The organism is Cohnella sp. OV330, assembly GCF_900112065.1.
Lineage (GTDB): Bacteria > Bacillota > Bacilli > Paenibacillales > Paenibacillaceae > Cohnella.
The window spans coordinates 126,662-145,100 of record NZ_FOKE01000012.1; the positions used below are offsets into that span (position 1 = coordinate 126,662).

Genomic DNA, 18,439 nt, shown 5'->3' on the forward strand with positions numbered 1-18,439 from the left:
GTGCCGGCGATTCGATTCCGGCGGTGCCTGCTGCCGCGGCTGCTGCTGCGGGGTGTCTGGCCGCTGCGTCTCACCGTCCGTTCGCTAGCGCTGCTTCCGGTTCTCGCTTCGGCGCGCAGCCAACCGCCGCAGCTCGCGTCGATGCGTGAATGCGAGCAGCAGCAGGTTGGCGAGCGCGAAGACGGCGACCGGCGCCGGGAACGCACGCGCAAGCGCGTAGACGAACAACAGCAGCATCCCCAGCACGACCTGGAAGGCGTCCGCTTCGGCGGACGCCTTCTTTTTGGCGCGGACCAAGCGGCTGCCGAAGAGCAGCATCGCAAGGATGACCGCATAGGCGAGCGCGCCCTCGAACGAGAGCGCGCACCAGACGCCGAACGTCGTCGCGATCGCTTTGCCGCCCCTCCCCCTCAGAAACGGGGAGAAGGCATGCCCGAGCACGGGCATCAAGGATGCGGCGGCAGCGGCATAGCCCGACACGCGTCCCGACGCGAGCAGGAAGGCGACGGGCCCGAAGCCTTTGGCGAAGTCGAGCGCGATGCCGGCGATGCCATAAGCGAAGCCCGCCGCTCGCCACAGATTCAAGGCGCCCGGGTTGCCGTCGCCGATCTCGCGGAGATTGCTGCGGGCGGCAAGGCCCAGCCAGTAGGAGAACATGAGCGAACCGCACAGGAACAGCGCCGCCGACCAGAGAAGAATCGTCACTTGGGATCGCCCCCGACACGGATCTTTCTCCCTTTCCACGACACATGTCCGACGAACAGGACGCGATACGACGAGTAAAGCATGATATAGAGGAAAAATACGGTGCTGAGCGGATGAACCGCCGGCAGCCAAAGCCCGAATCGCCCCGTATGGCGGGAAAAATAGTAGATCTGCAGCGTGTACAGCAAATAGCCGGCTGCCCAAACAGGCGCCCCGGCAGTATGAAGGACGAATGGCGCGGCCTCGGCGCAGATCAGTCCCACCAGCCACAAAGCGACGAGCAGAACCGTCGGCTTGGCGAGCTTGCCCGTGCTCTGCACCGCGCCTTTGCCGAAGCCCTCCACTTCGCTGCGGATGCCGCCCGGATACATGCGAAACGACACCAGGCCGCGTCCGATGAAGTTCGTGACCGGCACGCCGGCTTCGGCGAATCGCGCCCCCAGCGTCAAGTCGTCCAGCAGCTCGGCCTTTACGCCCTCATGCCCTTTCGCCCGCTCGTAGTCTTCGCGCGACGTCAGAATGCAGGAGCCGTACAGCCCCTTCTGCGGATTGGTCCGCTCGAACGGCGAGGTAAACGCGAACAGGCCGAGCAGGTTCGGGACCAGCGCCAGCCTTTCGTACAGCTTTTCGGTGTAATGATAAGGAACGACGGATACGGCCCCGTCCGTCCGTGACCTCGCTTCGACCAACGCGCCGAGCGCGTCCGGCGCCAGCCGCACGTCCGCGTCCAGAAACGCGATCAAGTCGCCCGTCGACCGCAGATAACCGTTCCACACCGCCCAGTTCTTGCCCGTCCAGCCTTCCGGCAGATGTAGGCCTTCGACGAGCATCGCTCCGAATTCCTTGGCGATCGGGCCTGTCCGGTCCGTCGAACCGTCGTCCACGACGATGATCTCGTAAGGCCGATAGCGCTGCGCGCGGAGCGACGAGAGCAGATGCGGCAGGTTCGCCTCTTCGTTTCTGGCCGGGATGACGACCGACAGTCTGGATGCCTCGGCAGGCTGCGAGGATGCTTGCGGGATCGTATTCCTTCGAAAAAGGACAAAGCCCGCGGCGCACGCCGGAACCATAAACGCCAGCCATAACCACATGCCGCTCCCGCCCCTCGCTCGATGAATCGGCCCATAAGCCGTTATCTCATCTTATTAGCGCGCGAGGAAAAACATGTTCGGGGCCGTCAAGCGAGGAGGTTATGGTCAAAATCAGGGTCAGGATTGACGCTTCTCTTTTTTGGGAGAAAGGGTGTAGCTGAAGCTGATCAAAAAGTCGATGCCGAGCACGACGGACCATAGCCTGATGACCCGGACGAGCTGCTCCGTGCTGCCGCCGTCGTCTACCAGGTAGATCATGCCTGCCAGGCAGAGGCAGCCGATAGCCCAAGCCAGCAGGTGCTTGGACCAGCCAAGGCGCTCTTGCCGCGCATGCTCGCGCCCATATTTCGCCTTGGGCGCCGGCGCTGCGCCCCCGGCAAACCGATGGGCGAAGCGTTCGTCCGCCCACCGGATCATCGCATGGCCGAACGCGATCGAGACGCCGATATAAACAGCGGAGAGCCCGTGCACGAACGTAGCCTCGGCCCCTTGCCTCAAGTGGACGACCGTCACCGCGAGCAGAACGATGTCGACGACCGGGGTCAGCAGGAGCAGCGCGGAGCCGGTCTTTTTCCACTTCAGAAGATACCGGCATGCCAGCCCCGCCAAAATGAGCGCCCAGAACGCGATCTCGCAGCCGATGATGACGCCGATCATCTCCATCACTCCCTTTTACCGCACAGTCGTATTGATTAATTTCGATTATACCACTTTCTTTTAATAATACAATCGTATTATAATAAGGACATGCCAAAAATCGTCGACCACGAAAAACGAAAAGAACATATCGCCGAAGCCGTCTGGCGCCTCGTCCAGCGCGAAGGCATCGACGGCGCGTCCGTACGGCGGGTCGCGGAGGAAGCGGGCCTGACGTTGGGTGCGCTGCGGCACTACTTCGACGCCCAGCACGACCTGCTCGCCTATGCGATGCGCCTGCTCATCGGGCGAGTCGGCGCGCGGATCGACGCGCTTCCGCTTACGGGGCATGCGCGAACGGACATCGAGCTGATCGTCGCGCAGCTCGCGCCGCTGGACGAAGAGCGCCTCGCGGAAGCCGAAGTCTGGCTAGCGTTCGCAGGCAAGGCCGTGTCCGATCCCGCGATCCGCGCGCTCAGCCAGGAGGCGCACGAGGCGCTGTACGACGGCTTCAAGCGCATGATCGTCGCCGTGTGCGAGCGAGGCCTCGCCCGGCCCGGCATCGATCCCGAGCTCGAAGCCCGCCTGCTGCACGCGCTCGTCGACGGCCTGGTCGTTCACTATACGACCTACGCCGAACATCTGGAGCCAGCAGGGCTGATGCGGATCGTCTCCTCGCATCTGGACGGGCTGTTTAAGGCGGATTAGTTGGCTGGAGTCTCCGACCGGCGCCCGCTTCAGACGCCCAGCGCAGGTACGGAGGCGATGGCTTCGAACAAGAACCGAACTGCTGGTCGGACTCCGTGTCTGAGCGGACTCAGAATCCGCTATTTTGCGCAAATCGCCCGGAATGCTCCCCGCTGCGGACAGAAGATCCGCTATTCGGCCCTTCAGGGCCCATAATCAGCGCTTAATTATGAAATAACGGATCCTCTGTCCTTTAAAGCCGGCTCGCGGTCGGATTCGTAGAAATAGCGGATCCTGAGTCAGACTAGGCTGAATTCACGCGAGCGACAGCTTCCCCTAGCCTATCGGAACGTCATCGCGGTTCGCTGCCTGCATCGCTCGACAGCCTCAGCCGCGGAGACCGCTTCGGCTTCCGAGCGCGAGCGTTCCGAATACTCGACGACTCCCTCTCCCGCGCGCTTGCCGACCACGATGCGAAGCGGGATTCCGAACAGGTCGGCATCTTTAAGTTTGACGCCCAGACGCTCATCGCGATCGTCGAGCAGCGTTTCGACGCCGCATGCCTGCAGCGTCCGGTACAATTCTTCCGCGAGCGCGCTTTGCGTCGCATCCTTCCAGGATACGGGCACGATATGCGCCTGAAAAGGCGCGATCGCTGTCGGCCAACGAAAGCCCCCCTCGTCGTGATGCTGCTCCGCGACGGCCGACATCATGCGGGAGATGCCGATGCCGTAGCAGCCCATAATGATCTGCGACGAGGCCCCCTTCGCATCCGCAAAGTCGGCATGAAACGGAAGGCTGTACTTCGTTCCCAGCTTGAATACGTGGCCGATCTCGATCCCTTTGCGCATGTCGAGATGGCCTTCCGCGCATCGCGGACAAGGATCGCCCGCCTCCGCATTGCGTAGGTCGCCTACCCGCGCCAGCGAAAAATCGCGGCCGGGCACGACGCCGCGCAAGTGGAATTCTCCTTTGTTCGCGCCCGTTATGCCCGTTGCCATATCCGCCACCGCGAAGTCGACCCACAACGGCAAGTCTAGTCCGACCGGGCCGATAAAGCCTGCGGGAGCCGCGGCGAGCGCCGCGATCGTATCGGCATCCGCCATCTCCAACGTTTCGGCGCCCAGCACTCGCTTGATCTTGATCTCGTTCGCCTCGTGATCCCCGCGAATCGCGACCGCCGTCGCTTGCCCGTCGGCGACCAAGAAGAGCGTCTTGATCGTCTCGTCGGCCGTGACGCCCATCGCCCTCGTCAACTGCTCGATCGTTCGCGCGCCGGGCGTATGGACGAGCTCAGCCGAATTCCCCGCACCTTCGTTCGCCAAATCCGTTCGCGGCTCGCCATCCCTCTTTCCGATCTCAGCTTTCTCCAGATTCGCCGAATACCCGCAATGCGCGCAAAAAGCGATCGTATCCTCGCCGACGTCTGCCAGCGCCATGAACTCGTGCGAACCGCCTTCCCCGCCGATCGTGCCCGAATCGGCCTCGACGCCTCGCACCTCCAATCCGCAGCGCGAGAAAATCCGCTCGTACGCTTCGTACATGGCGCGGTATGCGGCGTCCAGGCTTTCTTGATTCTCTCCGAACGAATAGGCGTCCATCATCAGAAACTCCCTGCCCCGCAGCAGTCCGAACCGGGGACGCCGCTCGTCCCTGAATTTCGTCTGAATCTGGTATAGCGTCATCGGGAGCTGCCGGTACGAATTCACCTCGTCCGCGATCAGCGCCGTGACGACCTCCTCATGCGTCGGTCCCAATACGAAATCCCGATCGCCGCGATCCTTGAACCGAATCAGCTCGGGGCTGTACGCCCCGTACCGGCCTGACGTTCGCCAGAGCTCGGCAGGCTGCAAGGCGGACATCAGCATCTCCTGGGCACCGGCGCGATCCAACTCCTCTCGCACGATGGCCGAGATCTTGCGGAGCACGCGCCAGCCGAGCGGAAGAAAGGTATAGACGCCCGACGCCACCGGACGAATGAATCCGGCGCGCAGCATCAAGCGATGGCTGGCCGCTTCGGCGTCCGAAGGAACCTCCCGCATCGTCGGGGCGAACAAACTGGACTGATACATACGCTGACACCTCCCGAAAAATAAAAAAAGAACGCCTCCGTCAGGGACGAAAGCGTTCGCGGTACCACCCTAATTCGACCGAATCGGCAGGCCGATCGATCCTTCGCGGATAACGGGGCAGGGCCCCGGCAGCGAATACTCGACTTCCTCGCTGCGGCTCGCAAGGCGGGAATCGTCCACTCGGTCGGAGAAGCCTCACAGCCTTGGGCTTCCTCTCTGCGCAGCCGATCGTGGGCGGTCGTTTCCTTGTGTCTTGGCCGATGTGACGATAAAAATGTGAATTGTCAAATAATTTACGCGATGTGCGGCCGGATGTCAAGCTTCGCAACAACAACCGACTCCGGTACGTGACACGGACACAGCAGACGTTATTTACGCAAATAGGCTGGAAATCCGCCAGTTAGCGGACAGAGAATCCGTTATTCGGCGCTCACAGTCTGCAAATGAGCACCGGAGGCATAAATAGCGGATCCTGTGTCCGGATACTTCGTTTCTGCCTACCGTATGCGAAAATAGCGGATCCTGTGTCCGATGCGGCCGACAAGCACGCAATGGTCAAACGCTGCGTCGTGTGGTCGGATGTTTAGCATCATCGCCTGGCGCATCTCCGACTCACTCCGCCCGAATTTCTTCCGCCCCGCCCAAGTAGGGGCGCAGCGCGGCCGGCACGTAGACCGAGCCGTCCTCCCGTTGATGGTTCTCGAGCAGCGGGATCAGGATGCGCGGCGTCGCGACCGCCGTATTGTTAAGCGTATGGGCGTAGCGCAACGTTCCGTCCGCGTCGCGGTAGCGGATCCCCGCCCGGCGCGCCTGAAAATCCAGCACGTTCGACGACGAGTGCGTCTCCCCGTAAGCGCCGCGGCTCGGCATCCAGGTCTCGATGTCGTACTGCTTGTGCGTCTTCTGCGACATGTCGCCGATGCAGACCGCCACGACGCGGTACGGCAGCTCGAGCAGCCGCAAGATTTCCTCGGCGTTCGCCGTGATCTCCTCCAGCATCGCGTCCGATACCGCCGCCTCGCCGCGGCATACTACTACCTGCTCGACCTTCGCGAACTGATGCACCCGGTACAGCCCATGCACGTCGCGCCCGGCCGAGCCCACCTCGCTTCGGAAGCATGGCGTCGCGGCCGCAAGACGGATCGGCTCCCCCAACGTCAGGGTCTCGCCCGCGTAATACGACACCAGGCCGACCTCCGACGTGCCGATCAGGTACTTGTCGCCTTCGGCCATCGCGAAGGTCTGATCCTTTCCCGTCGGAAAAAATCCGGTGTGCTCGAACGCCTCGCCGCGCATCATCGCCGGCAGCTCGAGCGGCGTGAAGCCGCGACGCTCCAGCACGTCCATCGCCAGCTGCTGCACCGCGCGGTGCAAGCGGCTTCCGATGCCCTTCAGCACGTAGCTGCGCGTGCCTGCAAGCTTCACCCCGCGCGCCACGTCGAGCAGGCCGAGCCGCTCGCCAAGCTGGACATGGTCCAGCGGCTCGAAGGCAAACGCGGGCACCTCCCCGACCCGGCGCAGCTCGACATTGTCGGCGTCCGACTTCCCGTCCGGCGTGTCCGCCGATACCGGATTCGGCACGAGCTCGAGCAGCGACCGCCACACGGCCGAGACTTCCGCCAGCTGCACTTCCAGCACCGCGAGCTTCGCGTTTGCCTCCCGCACTTTTCCTTTTGCCTCGTCGATCCGTGCCTCATATGCCGTGCCAGGCGGCTCCGTTAACGACGCCCCGGCTGCGAGCTTCGCCACTTGTGCTCTTTCATACCCGCCATTTCCCTCGTTCGGCGCCTTCGCCGCCTTGACGAGCGTCGCAATCTCCTCCGTGCGTCTGTTCCGCTCGGCCCGCAGCCGCTCGACTTCCTGCAGCAGCGTCCTCCGCTGCGCGTCCAGTTCCAGCAGCTCGCGAATCGATACCGCGATTCCTTTGCGGTCCGCCGTCAGTTGCAGCAGCTCCGCGCGATCGCGGATATACGCTATGTCCAGCATATTTGCCAGCCTCCTTCCTCACCCGCGCCGCTTGCGAAAATCGTTCATGAATCCGGCCAGCGCGCTGCATGCCTCGACCGGCACGCCGTTGTAGATCGAAGCGCGGATGCCGCCGACGCTCCGATGACCGGCGAGGCCCGCGAAGCCCGCATCCTGCGCCTCCTGTACGAACGCCTTCTCCAGCGTCTCATCCGGCAGCCGCCACGTCGCATTCATCGCCGACCGGTACGGACGCTCCACGATGCCGGCGTAGAAGCCGCCGCTTGCGTCGATCGCATCATACAGCAGCGCCGCCTTCTCCGCGCTTCGCGCCTCCATCGCCGCGACGCCGCCCTGCCGGGCCGTCCACTCCAGCATCAACTTCATCATGTAAATGCCGTGCACCGGCGGCGTATTGTACAGCGAGTTGTTGCTCGCGTAGGTGGCATAGCGGAAAATCGCGGGAATCTTCGCCTCCGCCGACGCCGCCAGCAGGTCCTCGCGGATCACGACGGCCGTGACGCCCGCCGGTCCCAGGTTCTTCTGCGCGCCCGCATAGAACATCGCGAACCTGCGCCATTCGATTTGCCGGCTCAGGATGTCGCTCGTCATGTCGCCGATTAACGGGATGCCGCCCGTATCCGGGATCTCCTTAAATTGCGAGCCCTCGATCGTATTGTTGGTCGTCAGATGGACGTAGGCGGTGTCGGCAACCGAAAAGCGCGCGAGCCCTTCGTCGATCCCAGGCAGCCTCGCCCACCCAGTCGTCTTGCCGCTCGCGATCGCCTCCGCAGCTCCGACCGTCAGCGCCTCCTCGTACGCCTTTTCCGAAAAGCTTCCCGACAGCACGTAACGTCCGGTCTTGGCCGCCGCCAGGAAATTCATCGCCAACAGCGCGAACTGCGCGCTCGCCCCGCCCGACATGAACAGCACGCGGTAGCCCGCTCCTTGCAGACCGATCAGCTCAAGCAGCAGCTCCTCCGTCTCCGCGATCATGCGCTCCACCGGCTTGCTGCGGTGCGACATTTCCATGAGCGACATGCCCTGCCCCGCATATTCAACAAAGCTGTCCCGTCCCTGCTCCAGCACCTCGAGCGGCAGCGCCGCCGGCCCCGGATTGAAGTTGTACGTCCGATTCATGCCCTTCGCCTCTTTCCCAAGTGGTTTAGAAAACGCAAAGACGCCCCTCGTCCGAATTGGGACGAGGAGCGTCAGCTCGCGGTGCCACCCAACTTGATGAACCGGCGCGCGGGGCGCGGCTCATCCTCTTGGTTCCGCGGTAACGGGCGGGGCCGGTAAACTTAGGATACGGCGGTATCTCGCGATACCGGGCCGATCTTGACGGGAACGCCTCCGAGTTGGATGCTCTTCACGGGCATGATTCCGATCTGCGATTGTTTGATCATTCTAACGGAGGCCCTGCGGGATTGTCAACAGGCTGATCCATCGCCTGCCTTGCCGAATGAAGCCGAATCGAAAAACACCAGCTCGCGGTCGCTTCCGAACTTGCTTGCGTACCTCGCCTGCTCGAGCATGATCGCTTCGGGGCTGAGCCCCGGCGCGTAGATACCGATCGCGATGCGGCTTAGCGCCGACTCCCGTACGGCCTGGACGATATGCTCGTCCCCGTCGAACGACAAGCCGAACACCGTAAGCCCGCCCGACAAGCGCTTCAGGCTGTCGTAACAGAACGAGAGGTACTCGTTTTCCAAAATGCGCGACATCTTATGCCGGCTCAGTCCCTCGGACACGAACAGCGGAACCGCGTCTCCGCTCCGGTACAGTTGGTCCAGCGTGCGCGGCAGCGTCAGTTGGCGGCTCTCGGCCACGATCTTGCGCGTGAGCTTGTCCTCGGTGTACAGATGCAGCGCGCCGTGCAGGAAATGAAGCGGAATGCGCTCCGCGTACTTCTCCGGCACCAAGGGCGAGAAGATGCAGTCGAAGAAGTAATCCTTGAAGGACGATGGCGAGGTCATGATGGCCCAATAGGGAATCAGGTCGTACGAGGTGGTGAAAATCGCATCGAAGCAGGCAAGCTGCACGCCAAGCTCGGCAAGCCTGCCGTGTCTGCGGCCTTCCGAGGGCTGCGCGTCGGCCGGGGTGTCGATATCGGTCTTCTCGGGATGCACCTGCTGCACGACCCGGACGAGCGCATGACGGATGTCCGCGTAGAGATCCGGCAGAATGCCGCTGGCATTGCCGACGAGCCCATTCAGGCTGATCGCCTGGTTGATCTCGCGCAGCGCCAGCTCGAAGTTGGTCGTGCCAAGCGCCTGGAAGATCGCGGACACCGTCTCTTCCATGAACGGCGCCGCGGCTTGATAGAGCGAGCCGTAGCTGAACCTCGGCGAATAGGAGATCGACAGCCCGTTGCCCGCCAGCAACGCATCTGTATGCGCTTCCTTGATATCCCGATAAGCGTACATTTCGTAGCGAAAAGACATATGGCGCCTCCCCCGGCATCCTCCGAATCTCGTTCCCCGGCGGCGCCGGGCTTAGATTCGAGTATACCAGACAGGGAGGCGCCATGCTTTTTAAAGCCCTCTCACTCCGGCCGATCGAGCGAAAACGCTTCGCCCAGCTTCGCGTAAAAGTTGCCGGCGAGCCGGCTCACCGGCTGCAGCAGCTGCGCGTCGATTCTGCCGCCGCTAAGCAGCTCTTCGGCGACGTGGAAGCGGACGACGCGTCCGATCAGCAGGTCGCACGCCGGCGCGTCTGCAGTTCCGCCCAGCGGATAGGCGTGTTCGAGCACGCATTCCATCCGGATCTTCGCCTCGGCGAGACCCGGCACGGGCACGGCGCTGCTCGGCACGGCCGTGAAGCCCGCAAAGCCGAGCTCGCTCTCCTCCGGCGGCAGATTCGCCGCCGCGAGGTTCGCCGCGCCCACGTTCGACTCGTCGGTGACGTGGACGACGAAGCTGCCTGTCGCCACGGCGTTGCGCGCGCTGTCCTTTTGAACCCCGCCCTTGCGCTGGACCGAGATCGACACCATCGGCGGATTGGCGGTCACGATATTGAAGTAACTGAACGGCGCCGCGTTCACGACCCCTTCCGGCGACAGCGTCGTCATTAGCGCGATCGGACGCGGCACGATGCTCCCGATCATGAGCTTATAGTTGTCCCGTTCGGTCTGGTCGGACGGATCGATGTCGATCATGCTTGCTCTCTCCCTTCGCCGGGGCCGTCATGCGCGGCCTGCGCGGCATCCATTCATTAAGCCCGGTCGGCGTCCAGCACGCGAACCTCGATCGGAGGCAGCGCCCGTTCGAGCTCGGCGCGTCTCGGTTCGAACCATTCGGGCAGCATCAGCCGCTCGCCGAGCGCCTCGGTCGGCTCGTCGCGGGCGAAGCCGGGCGGGTCCGTCGCGATCTCGAATAGAATGCCCCCGGTCTCGCGGAAGTAGATGGCATTGAAGTACTGCCGGTCGGTAAACGGCGTCGGCTGGAAGCCGTGCACGAGCGTCCGCTCGCGCCAAACGCGGTGATCCTCGTCGTTCTTCGCGCGCCATGCGATATGGTGCACCGTGCCGGAGCCGCCATGACCGCCCGGGGCGGCATCCTCCCGCACCTCGACGATATTGCCCAGTTCGCCGTACGCGCGGAACCGGACGAGGCCGCCTTCCGAGCCTACTCTCTCGAGCCCGAGCAGTTCCTGCAGCGTCTCCATCGTCTTGTCCGGCGCAAAGCTGAAGAGGACGGCGCCGCCGAGGCCCTTGATCGCCTTGTCCGCCGGCACGCCGCCGAACGACCACTTGCTCGGCTCGCCCTGCTCGCGCTCGACCAGCTCAAGCTGCAGCTCGTCGCGGTCGCGGAACCGCAGGAAGGTCTCTCCGAACCGGTTCGTCCGCTCGTAGGCGACCCCGAGCTTCGCCAGGCGTCCCTCCCAGAAGGGGAGCGCGCCGACCGGCACCGCGAACGTCGACCAGCCCACCTGACCGCCGCCGATCAGTCCCTTGCGACCGTGCTCGAACGGGAAAAACGTAATCGCCGTACCAGGGCTTCCGCTTTCATTGCCGAAGTAGAGGTGATACACCTCCGGTCCGTCGAAGTTGACCGTCTTCTTCACGAGCCTCAGCCCGAGTACGCCTGCGTAAAAATCCACGTTTTGCTGCGCGTTGCGTACGAATGCCGTAATGTGGTGAATGCCGGCCGTCTTCTGGGTCATCGATATCGTCTCCTTCGCCTGTCGGCGATCCGTTTTATCTTTAAGTTATTTATCTTTAATTTAAGATAAATATACAGCAAGATCCCCGCTAATGCAAGCGGGGATTTCGGCGCGTGCCGATATTTAAATCGCATCCAGGCTGGGATGCCCGACGAACGAGAGGTCGGCGCGGCGCTCCGCCCCGTGTTCCGTCTCGTCCACGATGCCAAGCTGGCCTGCCTTGATGACGGCCTCGACCCTCGATTTGACCTTCAGCTTGTGAAAAAGATCCGTCAGCGCGTATTCGAGCGACCGCTGGCTGATCAACAGCGCTTGGGCGATTTCTTTGTTGCTCTTGCCCCGGGCGATCTCCGTGAGAATCTGCCGATCTCGCTCGGACACGGCCGTGCAAGCTTGATCGACGCGCGGATCGGGACGCGGCTCGCTCGGACGTCTTAGCTGCTTGAGCAGCTCGAGCGGCAGGACGGCCTCTCCGCGCGCCGCGCACCGGACCGCCGTCACGAGCTGCTCCCTGTTCACCGTCTTGGGCAGAAAACCGGAGAGTCCCGACTCCACCATCAGGTTAAAGTGATTTTTGAAATCAAAGCCCGTATAAATGAGAATCGTCGCGTCCGGCCGTATGCCGAGCATGCGCTTCGACAGCTCGAGCCCGTTCATATCGGGCATCTGCAGATCGACGAGGATCACGTCGAACCGCAGCCGCTCCGTCAGCTCGATCGCCGCCGCGGCCGTATTCGCGAAGCGCACCCGGATGTCGCCCTCCTGCTCGAGCAGCAGCTTCGTGCCTTCCATGACCGAGGGATGGTCGTCTACCGTCAATACTTCTATCATCTCAATTCCCTCCTGTCGCAGCCCGGTCTAGCCGGCAGCCGGTATGCGGATGCTGATGGAGAGCCCGTCGTTCGGGGCCGAGCGGAACACGATCTGGCCGCTCATGCTATGCACGCGCTCCTTCATGCCGTATACGCCCATGCTCGCGAATGCGCTCTCCGCTTTCTCGATGTCCATGCCAACGCCGTTATCTTCGTAGTGCAATTGAATCAAGCCTGCGGACGCCGCGAGCGAGACCTTCACCCGGGTCGCCCGCGAATGCTTGGACGCGTTCGCCAGGAGTTCCTGCACGACGCGGTATATGCCGAGCATCTGGTCCTCGCACAAGGTATGCCCGATATCGCCCAACTGGTAGTCGATCGCATAATCGGCGCGCAGCTGGGTCAGCTCGAATAGCGACGCCAGCGAAGACGCCAGCCCGGCTTCCTTCAGCATGGGCGGACGCAGGTCGATGCACGTCATCCGGATCTGGTACATAACGTCGAGCATTCCTTCCGCGATCGCCTGCAGCTTGCCCCGCGTATCCGGATCCAGCGTCGGATCGGCGATCATCTGCTCCGCCTTGCGGTACCAGACGATCTGCTCCTGCAGCACCGAGTCGTGCAGATCCTGGGCGAACCGCTTGCGCTCGTGCTCGTTCAGCTTGAACAGCAGCCGGAGCAGCCTGGACGGCACGGCGGCCTGCGTCGATGCCGACTCCACCTCCCGGGTCAGATCCTCGATCACGAGGAAGTTGTCGTACAGCACGCTGACATAACGGCAGATCGTCTCGAGCCAAATGCGGACCTGCTCGAGCCGAAGCGGCTCGGGGCGTTCTCCCACGCACAGGACGTAGGCCGATCTGCGGATATCCCCGATCCGGATGAGATAGCCCTCCGTCCTATCGACGACGCGGCATAGCGGTAGGTCGGCGCTCCACTCCCGGGGCGCCATCGTCAGCCAGCGCGGAATTCGCGCTCCCCCGCGCAAAACGCTGCGGCGGTCGGGCCGAACCTCCAGCAGACTGACTTTGTCGGTCCGGAGCACCTCTTGCACGACCTGGATAAGGCGATCCTCCATCTCGGACACCTTGACCATGCCGAACAGCGCGCTCGAGAAAACGTCCAGGCTATTTTGCAAGCGAACGTACAACTCTCCGGTCTCCCGGACCAGGCTCTCGGTCTCCAGCCGGTGACGCTCCGCCTGCTTCCGTTCGGTAATGTCGCGCAAGACGGAGATTGCCGCGACGCCTCCCTTATAAGGCACGGGGCCCGTGATGACCTCCACGTCGACGAACGAGCCGTCCATCCGCACGATTCGCTGCTCGACGGGGGCGCTCGTGCTGGCGTCGCGATACACCTTGGACAAGCGCGACAGCGCCCGGTCCAAGTCGTTCGGGTGGATCATCCCGAAGATTCTGGCTTCCGTCAGTTTCTTATCCGCGCCGAACAGCGCCTTCGCCGCCGGGTTGGCGTATTCGACCCGGTAATCCTGGTGAAAAACGATCGCGTCCGGGCTCTGCTCGACCAAACGAAGGTCCATTCCTTCGAGGGCGAACGCCGCCTCCATCTCAGCGTCGACCCGCGGCGCGTCCGCCGCCGCTTGTTGGACGGCCAGCTTTTCCGCGGTTGCGTCGCGAATGATCGCGTTGATGAAGATGCGTCCGGATGCGTCGGCCGGAAAAGCGACGCGGACGCGCAGCCACCGCAGTTCGCCGTCCGCGCGGATGATGCGGCACTCCAATTCGGTCTCCCTGACGTCCGGCACCGTCATGTCCTGCGCCAGAAAATCGCCGTAATCGTCCGGATGCACGATCCGGCTCCATGCGCGCATATCTTGCAGCTGTTCCTTCTCGTATCCCGTAATCGACAGCACGGAATCGGATAAATAATCGCAACGCCCCGTCTCTGCCTCGTACGAACACATCGCCACGCCTACCGAGTCCATGATGCGGCGCATTTTGATTCGTTCCAGGTCAAGCGAAGCCGTAGACGATTTCTTGTAGGACTGGTTCCGGGTGGCAGTCAACGCTCGCTGAGAGATGATAGGCGATTTTTTCAAGTGCATTCCCTTCCTCGCGCGCCATATTTCTACATTCTAAAACAAGATGGTAAATTTCTCATTGGTAATACAAGCCAAAAGGCGCTGTCGCAAATTTCGACACTATTCCTTATATTTCGATATCCTCGGATCATTATTTTAGTCCGAACCACTGAACATTTGCTTAAATTCGCAAAACGACGATTTCTCCCCCTCTTTCCCGAAGGATGTCCCTCCCGGACCGCGGACGCGCGCGGCTATAATGGACGGAAGAATTGAACCTCTGACAGACGGGCGGGATGAATCGATGAACATTCGTTGGGAAGGGGACCCGGCGGCGCTGGCGGCCGGCATTCGAGAGCTGGCTCCCGGGCTAGGCATCGCGGAAACGGAGGACGGCATGCCCGTCCGGGCGGAGCGATCCCCGGAGGAAGACGAGTTGACCGTGGCGGTCGAGGAAGGGCCCGACGGTTCGCGCGGGTATATCCGATACGGACGCAAGCACCAGTTTTTTCGGGGACTCGGCTTGCTCGCGCAGCATGGGCGCGCCGGCAAGGCGTTTCGAATCGAAGAGCGCCAGCGGCTGCGGACGGTCGGACCGATGTTCGATCTGTCGCGCAACGCCGTGCTCGCGGCGGACGGCTGGCGCGCCATGCTCGGGAAGATGGCGCTCATGGGCCTGAACACGGTCATGCTGTACATGGAGGATACTTACGAGCTCGCGGGCGAACCGTACTTCGGCTATATGCGGGGCCGCTACTCCGCGGCGGAGCTGAAGGAGATCGACGACTATGCCGACCAGTTCGGCATCGAGGCGTTCCCCAGCATCCAGACGCTCGCGCATTTGGAAGAGTTCCTGAAGTGGGAGCCGGTCAAAGCTTATAAAGACACCAAGGGCGCGCTGCTCGTAGACGATGAACGGGTGGATGCCCTCGTCGAGCGCATGATCGACGCGGCTACCGCGCCGTTTCGCAGCCGCAAGCTTCATATCGGCATGGACGAAGCCGAGGAGGTCGGACGGGGCAAGTATTTGGACCGGCACGGCTACAAGGACCGGCTTCACATCATGACGGATCACTTGGCGCGCGTTCTCGCCGCCACCCGCCGCAGAGGGCTCAAGACGATGATGTGGAGCGATATGTTCCTCAAACTGGCGTCGGCCGGCGGCGAGGATTATTACGACAAAAACACCCGCATCCCCGAGGAGATGGCGCGGCTCGTTCCCAAGGACGTCGACATGGTGTATTGGGACTACAATCACCTTGAACAGGACGATTACCGGCAGCTCATCGACAGGCATCGCCCGCTCGGCTGCAATCTGGCGTTCGCCGGCGCGGTCTGGATCTTCAATACGTTCGGCGTCAACTACGGCCTGTCGCTCCGGGCGACCGACAGCGCGCTCACGGTATGCAAGCAAGAGGACGTCGGCGAGATCTACGCGACGATGTGGGGAGACGACGGCAACGAGAGCAATCCGTTCCTCGCGCTGCTCGGCCTCCAGTACTACGCGGAGCATGCGTATGCGGACGGCAGCCCCGAGTGGCAACGCGTCGCCGAGCGCGTCAAATTCGTCACCGGCATCGACGCGGATGCCTTTCTGCGGCTGCGCTATCTCGACGAGACGCCCGGCTCGGAGCCGGACAACCGGAAGCAAAGCAATCCGTCGAAATTTTTGCTTTATCAGGACGTGCTGCTCGGCCTGTTCGACCGGCAGATCGAAGGGCTGCCGATGTCCGCGCACTACGCGGAGCTGGAGAAGGCGATCGCCGAGGGTCGCGATGCCGCGGCGGAGCTGGATTATTTATTCGAGGTGCCTCAGCGCCTGTGCGCCGTATTGAAGCTGAAAAGCGAAATCGGCATCGCGCTGAAGCAGGCATACGACGCGGGCGACCGCCGGCGGCTGCGTCAGATCGCGGAGAAGGAGCTGCCGGCGATCGCGGACGCCGTGCAAGCGCTCCGCGCCGCGCACCGCGACCAGTGGCACGGCATGTTCAAGCCGTTCGGCTGGGAGGTGCTCGACATCCGCTACGGCGGCGTGACCAACCGGCTCGACACGGCCGCAAGGCGGTTGATCGCTTATGCGGACGGCCGTCTCCCGCGAATCGAGGAGCTGGAGCAGGAGCGGCTCGTTTACAGCGGCGCGAACCGGTTCAACAACGGCGGCGTAGGCTGGAGCAGCTTCTACTACCGAATGGCGACGCCGAACGTATTCTATCATGTGCTGAATCCGTTCTGAAGCCGGCGCGAAGTGCATAAATACGCAAAAAGGGCGGTGCGGCGTCATTTTCGCATGACGCGCACTGCCCTTATCGCGAACCGCCCCGTTGGACATAATCCGCCTAAAGCTCTGGCTTGCCGCCCATCAGCCTTTTCCCGTGAGTTGAACGAGCTTGTCGGCGATGCGCCCGAGCGGCACGACGTGCTCCACGCAGCCAAGCTCGATCGCGGACCGCGGCATGCCGTAGACGACGCAAGTCTCCTGCGACTCCGCGATCGTCGAAGCGGCGCCGAGCTCCTTGGCCAGCAGCATGCCCTTCGCGCCGTCCTGTCCCATGCCCGTCATGATGACGTAATGGCGCTTCAGCTTGGACAGGCGGGCCACCGATTCGAACAGCGCGTCCACGGAAGGACGGTGGCCGCTCCGCAGCGGGTCCTCCGTGAGCTTCACGAGATACTCGCCGTTTTTCTCCGCGACGGTCAGATGCCGATCGCCGGGCGCGATATAGACGCGGCCGCCCCGCAAGGCCTCTCCGTCCTCCGCTTCGGATACGCGCACCTCGCAGATCGTGTCCAGCCGTTCGGCGAGCGACCTGGTGAAACGCGGAGGCATATGCTGCACGACCAGTACCGGGTAAGGGAATCCCGGCGGGAGCGCCGACAGGACGGCATCCAGCGCGCGCGGCCCCCCGGTGGACGTGCCGATCGCGACGACCTGGCCGAACGTCCTGAAGCCCGGCGAATCCTCGCGTCCCGCGCCGGGGACGGCGCGCTTGGCGGCGGGGTTCGCCTCGGGCGGCGGCTTCAGCGCCGCCTTTTGCGTTTTGGACGCCGCTTTGACCTTCGCGACCAGCTCCGTCCTCACCTTGTACAAGTCGAAGGAGGTAGAGCCCGAGGGCTTGCCGACGAAGTCCACGGCGCCCCGCCGCAGCGCGTCTATAGTCGCGACCGCGCCCTCCTGCGTCTGCGAGCTCAGCATGACGATCGGCACCGGACGCGACCTCATGATGGCGGATACCGCGTCCAGGCCGTTCATGCCGGGCATCTCGACGTCCATCGTGATGACGTCCGGCTTGAGCTCCTGGGCCATGGTCACCGCTTCGGCGCCGTTCGTCGCCACCCCCGGCACGGTCAGCGCCGGATCCTCCTCGAGCAGGCGCTTGATCAGCTTGCGCATGAAGATCGAGTCGTCGACCACCAGCACCCGAATCGCAGCCATCGCGTCCCTCTCCTTTCGTTGACCGCCTATGCGGTCCTCATATCTTGCGGTAGAAAAAAGCGTCTGTCGTCTCCAGCCCGTACCGCTCCGGTTGGAAGACCTGCTCGGTCCCCCCGATAAATAAGTACCCGCCTTTGTTCAGCGACTTGGCGAAGTTCCTGAACACGCTTTCCTTGGCGGCGTCGGTAAAATAAATGAGCACGTTGCGGCATACGATGAGGTCGAAGCCCTGCTCGTACGGATCGGAGAGCAAATTGTGCTGCTTGAACGTAACGCTCCGCTTGATCTCCTCGGATATCGCGTACGTTTCCCCCGTCACTTTGAAATGCCGGCTCAGGATCGGCTTCGGCACCTCCCGGACCGAAGAAGACCCGTACAGGCCTTCCCGCGCCTTCTTGATCGCCGTCTTGTCGATGTCCGTGGCCAGAAGCTCGTATTCATGCCGCTTAAGCAGGCCGGAGAGCACGATCGACAGCGTGTACGGCTCGTCGCCGGTCGAGCAAGCGGCGCTCCAGCAGCGGAGCTTGCCGCGGTTTGCGGCCAGATCGGGAATGATTTTTTTCTCCAGCGTCTCCCAGCGCTTGGCGTTGCGGTAAAACTCGGATACGTTGATCGTCATGCGGTCCAAAAATTCCTCGTACAGATCGGCGTCGCGCAGCATGCCCTCGAACAGCTCGCAAAACGTGCGATAGCCCCGCCGGTCCCTGAACGTGGCGAGCCGCCTGCGCATCTGGTCTTCTTTGTACTGCAGCAGGTCAATGCTCGTCTTGCCCTTTAGCTTCGCGACGAACTGCGCAAAATCAAGATCGTCGGCTTTCGCTGCCATCATCGTT

At 62.8% G+C, this 18,439-nt stretch carries 15 protein-coding genes; 2 read left to right on the plus strand and 13 right to left on the minus strand.

Annotated elements, in window-relative coordinates:
• Window positions 1-84: 84 nt before the first annotated feature.
• The 3 genes from BM235_RS25070 to BM235_RS25080 form a co-directional block, all read right to left on the minus strand.
• Window positions 85-705, minus strand: coding sequence for a glycerol-3-phosphate acyltransferase (locus BM235_RS25070; protein ID WP_090116991.1), 621 nt, complete (start codon window positions 703-705; stop codon window positions 85-87).
• Window positions 702-1,796, minus strand: coding sequence for a glycosyltransferase family 2 protein (locus tag BM235_RS25075; RefSeq protein WP_090116992.1), 1,095 nt, complete (start codon window positions 1,794-1,796; stop codon window positions 702-704). Before BM235_RS25075 ends, BM235_RS25070 begins: the two co-directional genes overlap by 4 nt.
• A gap of 117 nt (window positions 1,797-1,913) precedes the next feature.
• Window positions 1,914-2,453 (minus strand): hypothetical protein, encoded by a 540-nt coding sequence (locus BM235_RS25080; RefSeq protein WP_090117115.1) that lies wholly within the window; start codon window positions 2,451-2,453, stop codon window positions 1,914-1,916.
• A gap of 90 nt (window positions 2,454-2,543) precedes the next feature.
• Between BM235_RS25080 and BM235_RS25085 the strand changes: the two genes are divergently transcribed.
• A complete protein-coding gene (locus BM235_RS25085) occupies window positions 2,544-3,140 on the plus strand; it encodes a TetR/AcrR family transcriptional regulator (RefSeq protein WP_090116993.1) in 597 nt (198 codons plus the stop codon).
• Window positions 3,141-3,460: 320 nt separating this feature from the next.
• Here BM235_RS25085 and BM235_RS25090 read toward each other — a convergent pair whose 3' ends face one another.
• The 8 genes from BM235_RS25090 to BM235_RS25125 all read right to left on the minus strand — a co-directional run bounded on the left by BM235_RS25090 (window position 3,461) and on the right by BM235_RS25125 (window position 14,191).
• Window positions 3,461-5,191: a proline--tRNA ligase gene (locus BM235_RS25090; RefSeq protein WP_090116994.1), complete on the minus strand. Its 1,731-nt coding sequence runs from the start codon at window positions 5,189-5,191 to the stop codon at window positions 3,461-3,463.
• 612 nt (window positions 5,192-5,803) lie between these two features.
• Entirely contained in the window at window positions 5,804-7,177 is a 1,374-nt protein-coding gene (gene serS / locus BM235_RS25095; protein WP_090116995.1) for a serine--tRNA ligase, read from the minus strand.
• 18 nt (window positions 7,178-7,195) lie between these two features.
• Window positions 7,196-8,296, minus strand: a complete 1,101-nt coding sequence (serC, locus tag BM235_RS25100; protein ID WP_090116996.1) for a 3-phosphoserine/phosphohydroxythreonine transaminase — start codon at window positions 8,294-8,296, stop codon at window positions 7,196-7,198.
• Window positions 8,297-8,586: 290 nt separating this feature from the next.
• Entirely contained in the window at window positions 8,587-9,600 is a 1,014-nt protein-coding gene (locus tag BM235_RS25105) for a DUF4917 family protein (protein WP_090116997.1), read from the minus strand.
• Between the two features lie 101 nt (window positions 9,601-9,701).
• Complete coding sequence (locus BM235_RS25110; RefSeq protein WP_090116998.1) at window positions 9,702-10,313, minus strand: flavin reductase family protein; 612 nt, start codon at window positions 10,311-10,313, stop codon at window positions 9,702-9,704.
• Between the two features lie 56 nt (window positions 10,314-10,369).
• Complete coding sequence (locus BM235_RS25115) at window positions 10,370-11,320, minus strand: ring-cleaving dioxygenase (RefSeq protein ID WP_090116999.1); 951 nt, start codon at window positions 11,318-11,320, stop codon at window positions 10,370-10,372.
• Between the two features lie 123 nt (window positions 11,321-11,443).
• Window positions 11,444-12,151 (minus strand): response regulator, encoded by a 708-nt coding sequence (locus BM235_RS25120; protein ID WP_090117000.1) that lies wholly within the window; start codon window positions 12,149-12,151, stop codon window positions 11,444-11,446.
• Window positions 12,152-12,178: 27 nt separating this feature from the next.
• The gene (locus BM235_RS25125) at window positions 12,179-14,191 is read right to left on the minus strand and encodes a PAS domain-containing sensor histidine kinase (RefSeq protein ID WP_158544090.1); all 2,013 of its coding nucleotides are present in this window, start codon (window positions 14,189-14,191) and stop codon (window positions 12,179-12,181) included.
• Window positions 14,192-14,477: 286 nt separating this feature from the next.
• On the opposite strand from BM235_RS25125, the gene BM235_RS25130 reads away from it, so the two are divergent.
• Complete coding sequence (locus BM235_RS25130; RefSeq protein WP_090117002.1) at window positions 14,478-16,406, plus strand: beta-N-acetylhexosaminidase; 1,929 nt, start codon at window positions 14,478-14,480, stop codon at window positions 16,404-16,406.
• Between the two features lie 126 nt (window positions 16,407-16,532).
• Here the strand turns inward: BM235_RS25130 and BM235_RS25135 are convergent, their stop codons facing one another.
• Together BM235_RS25135 and BM235_RS25140 are read right to left on the minus strand one after the other, a co-directional pair.
• Window positions 16,533-17,606: a protein-glutamate methylesterase/protein-glutamine glutaminase gene (locus BM235_RS25135; RefSeq protein ID WP_090117003.1), complete on the minus strand. Its 1,074-nt coding sequence runs from the start codon at window positions 17,604-17,606 to the stop codon at window positions 16,533-16,535.
• A gap of 37 nt (window positions 17,607-17,643) precedes the next feature.
• Window positions 17,644-18,435, minus strand: coding sequence for a CheR family methyltransferase (locus BM235_RS25140; RefSeq protein ID WP_304441421.1), 792 nt, complete (start codon window positions 18,433-18,435; stop codon window positions 17,644-17,646).
• Between the last annotated feature and the right edge of the window lie 4 nt (window positions 18,436-18,439).

Bases quoted from the DNA above. Each gene is read 5' to 3' on its own strand.
- BM235_RS25140 (WP_304441421.1), bottom strand. From the start codon at position 18,435: ATGATGGCAGCGAAAGCCGACGATCTTGATTTTGCGCAGTTCGTCGCG.
- BM235_RS25105 (WP_090116997.1), bottom strand. From the start codon at position 9,600: ATGTCTTTTCGCTACGAAATGTACGCTTATCGGGATATCAAGGAAGCG.
- BM235_RS25120 (WP_090117000.1), bottom strand. From the start codon at position 12,151: ATGATAGAAGTATTGACGGTAGACGACCATCCCTCGGTCATGGAAGGC.
- BM235_RS25130 (WP_090117002.1), top strand. From the start codon at position 14,478: ATGAACATTCGTTGGGAAGGGGACCCGGCGGCGCTGGCGGCCGGCATT.
- BM235_RS25135 (WP_090117003.1), bottom strand. From the start codon at position 17,606: ATGGCTGCGATTCGGGTGCTGGTGGTCGACGACTCGATCTTCATGCGC.
- BM235_RS25090 (WP_090116994.1), bottom strand. From the start codon at position 5,191: ATGTATCAGTCCAGTTTGTTCGCCCCGACGATGCGGGAGGTTCCTTCG.
- BM235_RS25075 (WP_090116992.1), bottom strand. From the start codon at position 1,796: ATGTGGTTATGGCTGGCGTTTATGGTTCCGGCGTGCGCCGCGGGCTTT.
- BM235_RS25115 (WP_090116999.1), bottom strand. From the start codon at position 11,320: ATGACCCAGAAGACGGCCGGCATTCACCACATTACGGCATTCGTACGC.
- BM235_RS25110 (WP_090116998.1), bottom strand. From the start codon at position 10,313: ATGATCGACATCGATCCGTCCGACCAGACCGAACGGGACAACTATAAG.
- serS (WP_090116995.1), bottom strand. From the start codon at position 7,177: ATGCTGGACATAGCGTATATCCGCGATCGCGCGGAGCTGCTGCAACTG.
- BM235_RS25080 (WP_090117115.1), bottom strand. From the start codon at position 2,453: ATGATCGGCGTCATCATCGGCTGCGAGATCGCGTTCTGGGCGCTCATT.
- serC (WP_090116996.1), bottom strand. From the start codon at position 8,296: ATGAATCGGACGTACAACTTCAATCCGGGGCCGGCGGCGCTGCCGCTC.
- BM235_RS25085 (WP_090116993.1), top strand. From the start codon at position 2,544: ATGCCAAAAATCGTCGACCACGAAAAACGAAAAGAACATATCGCCGAA.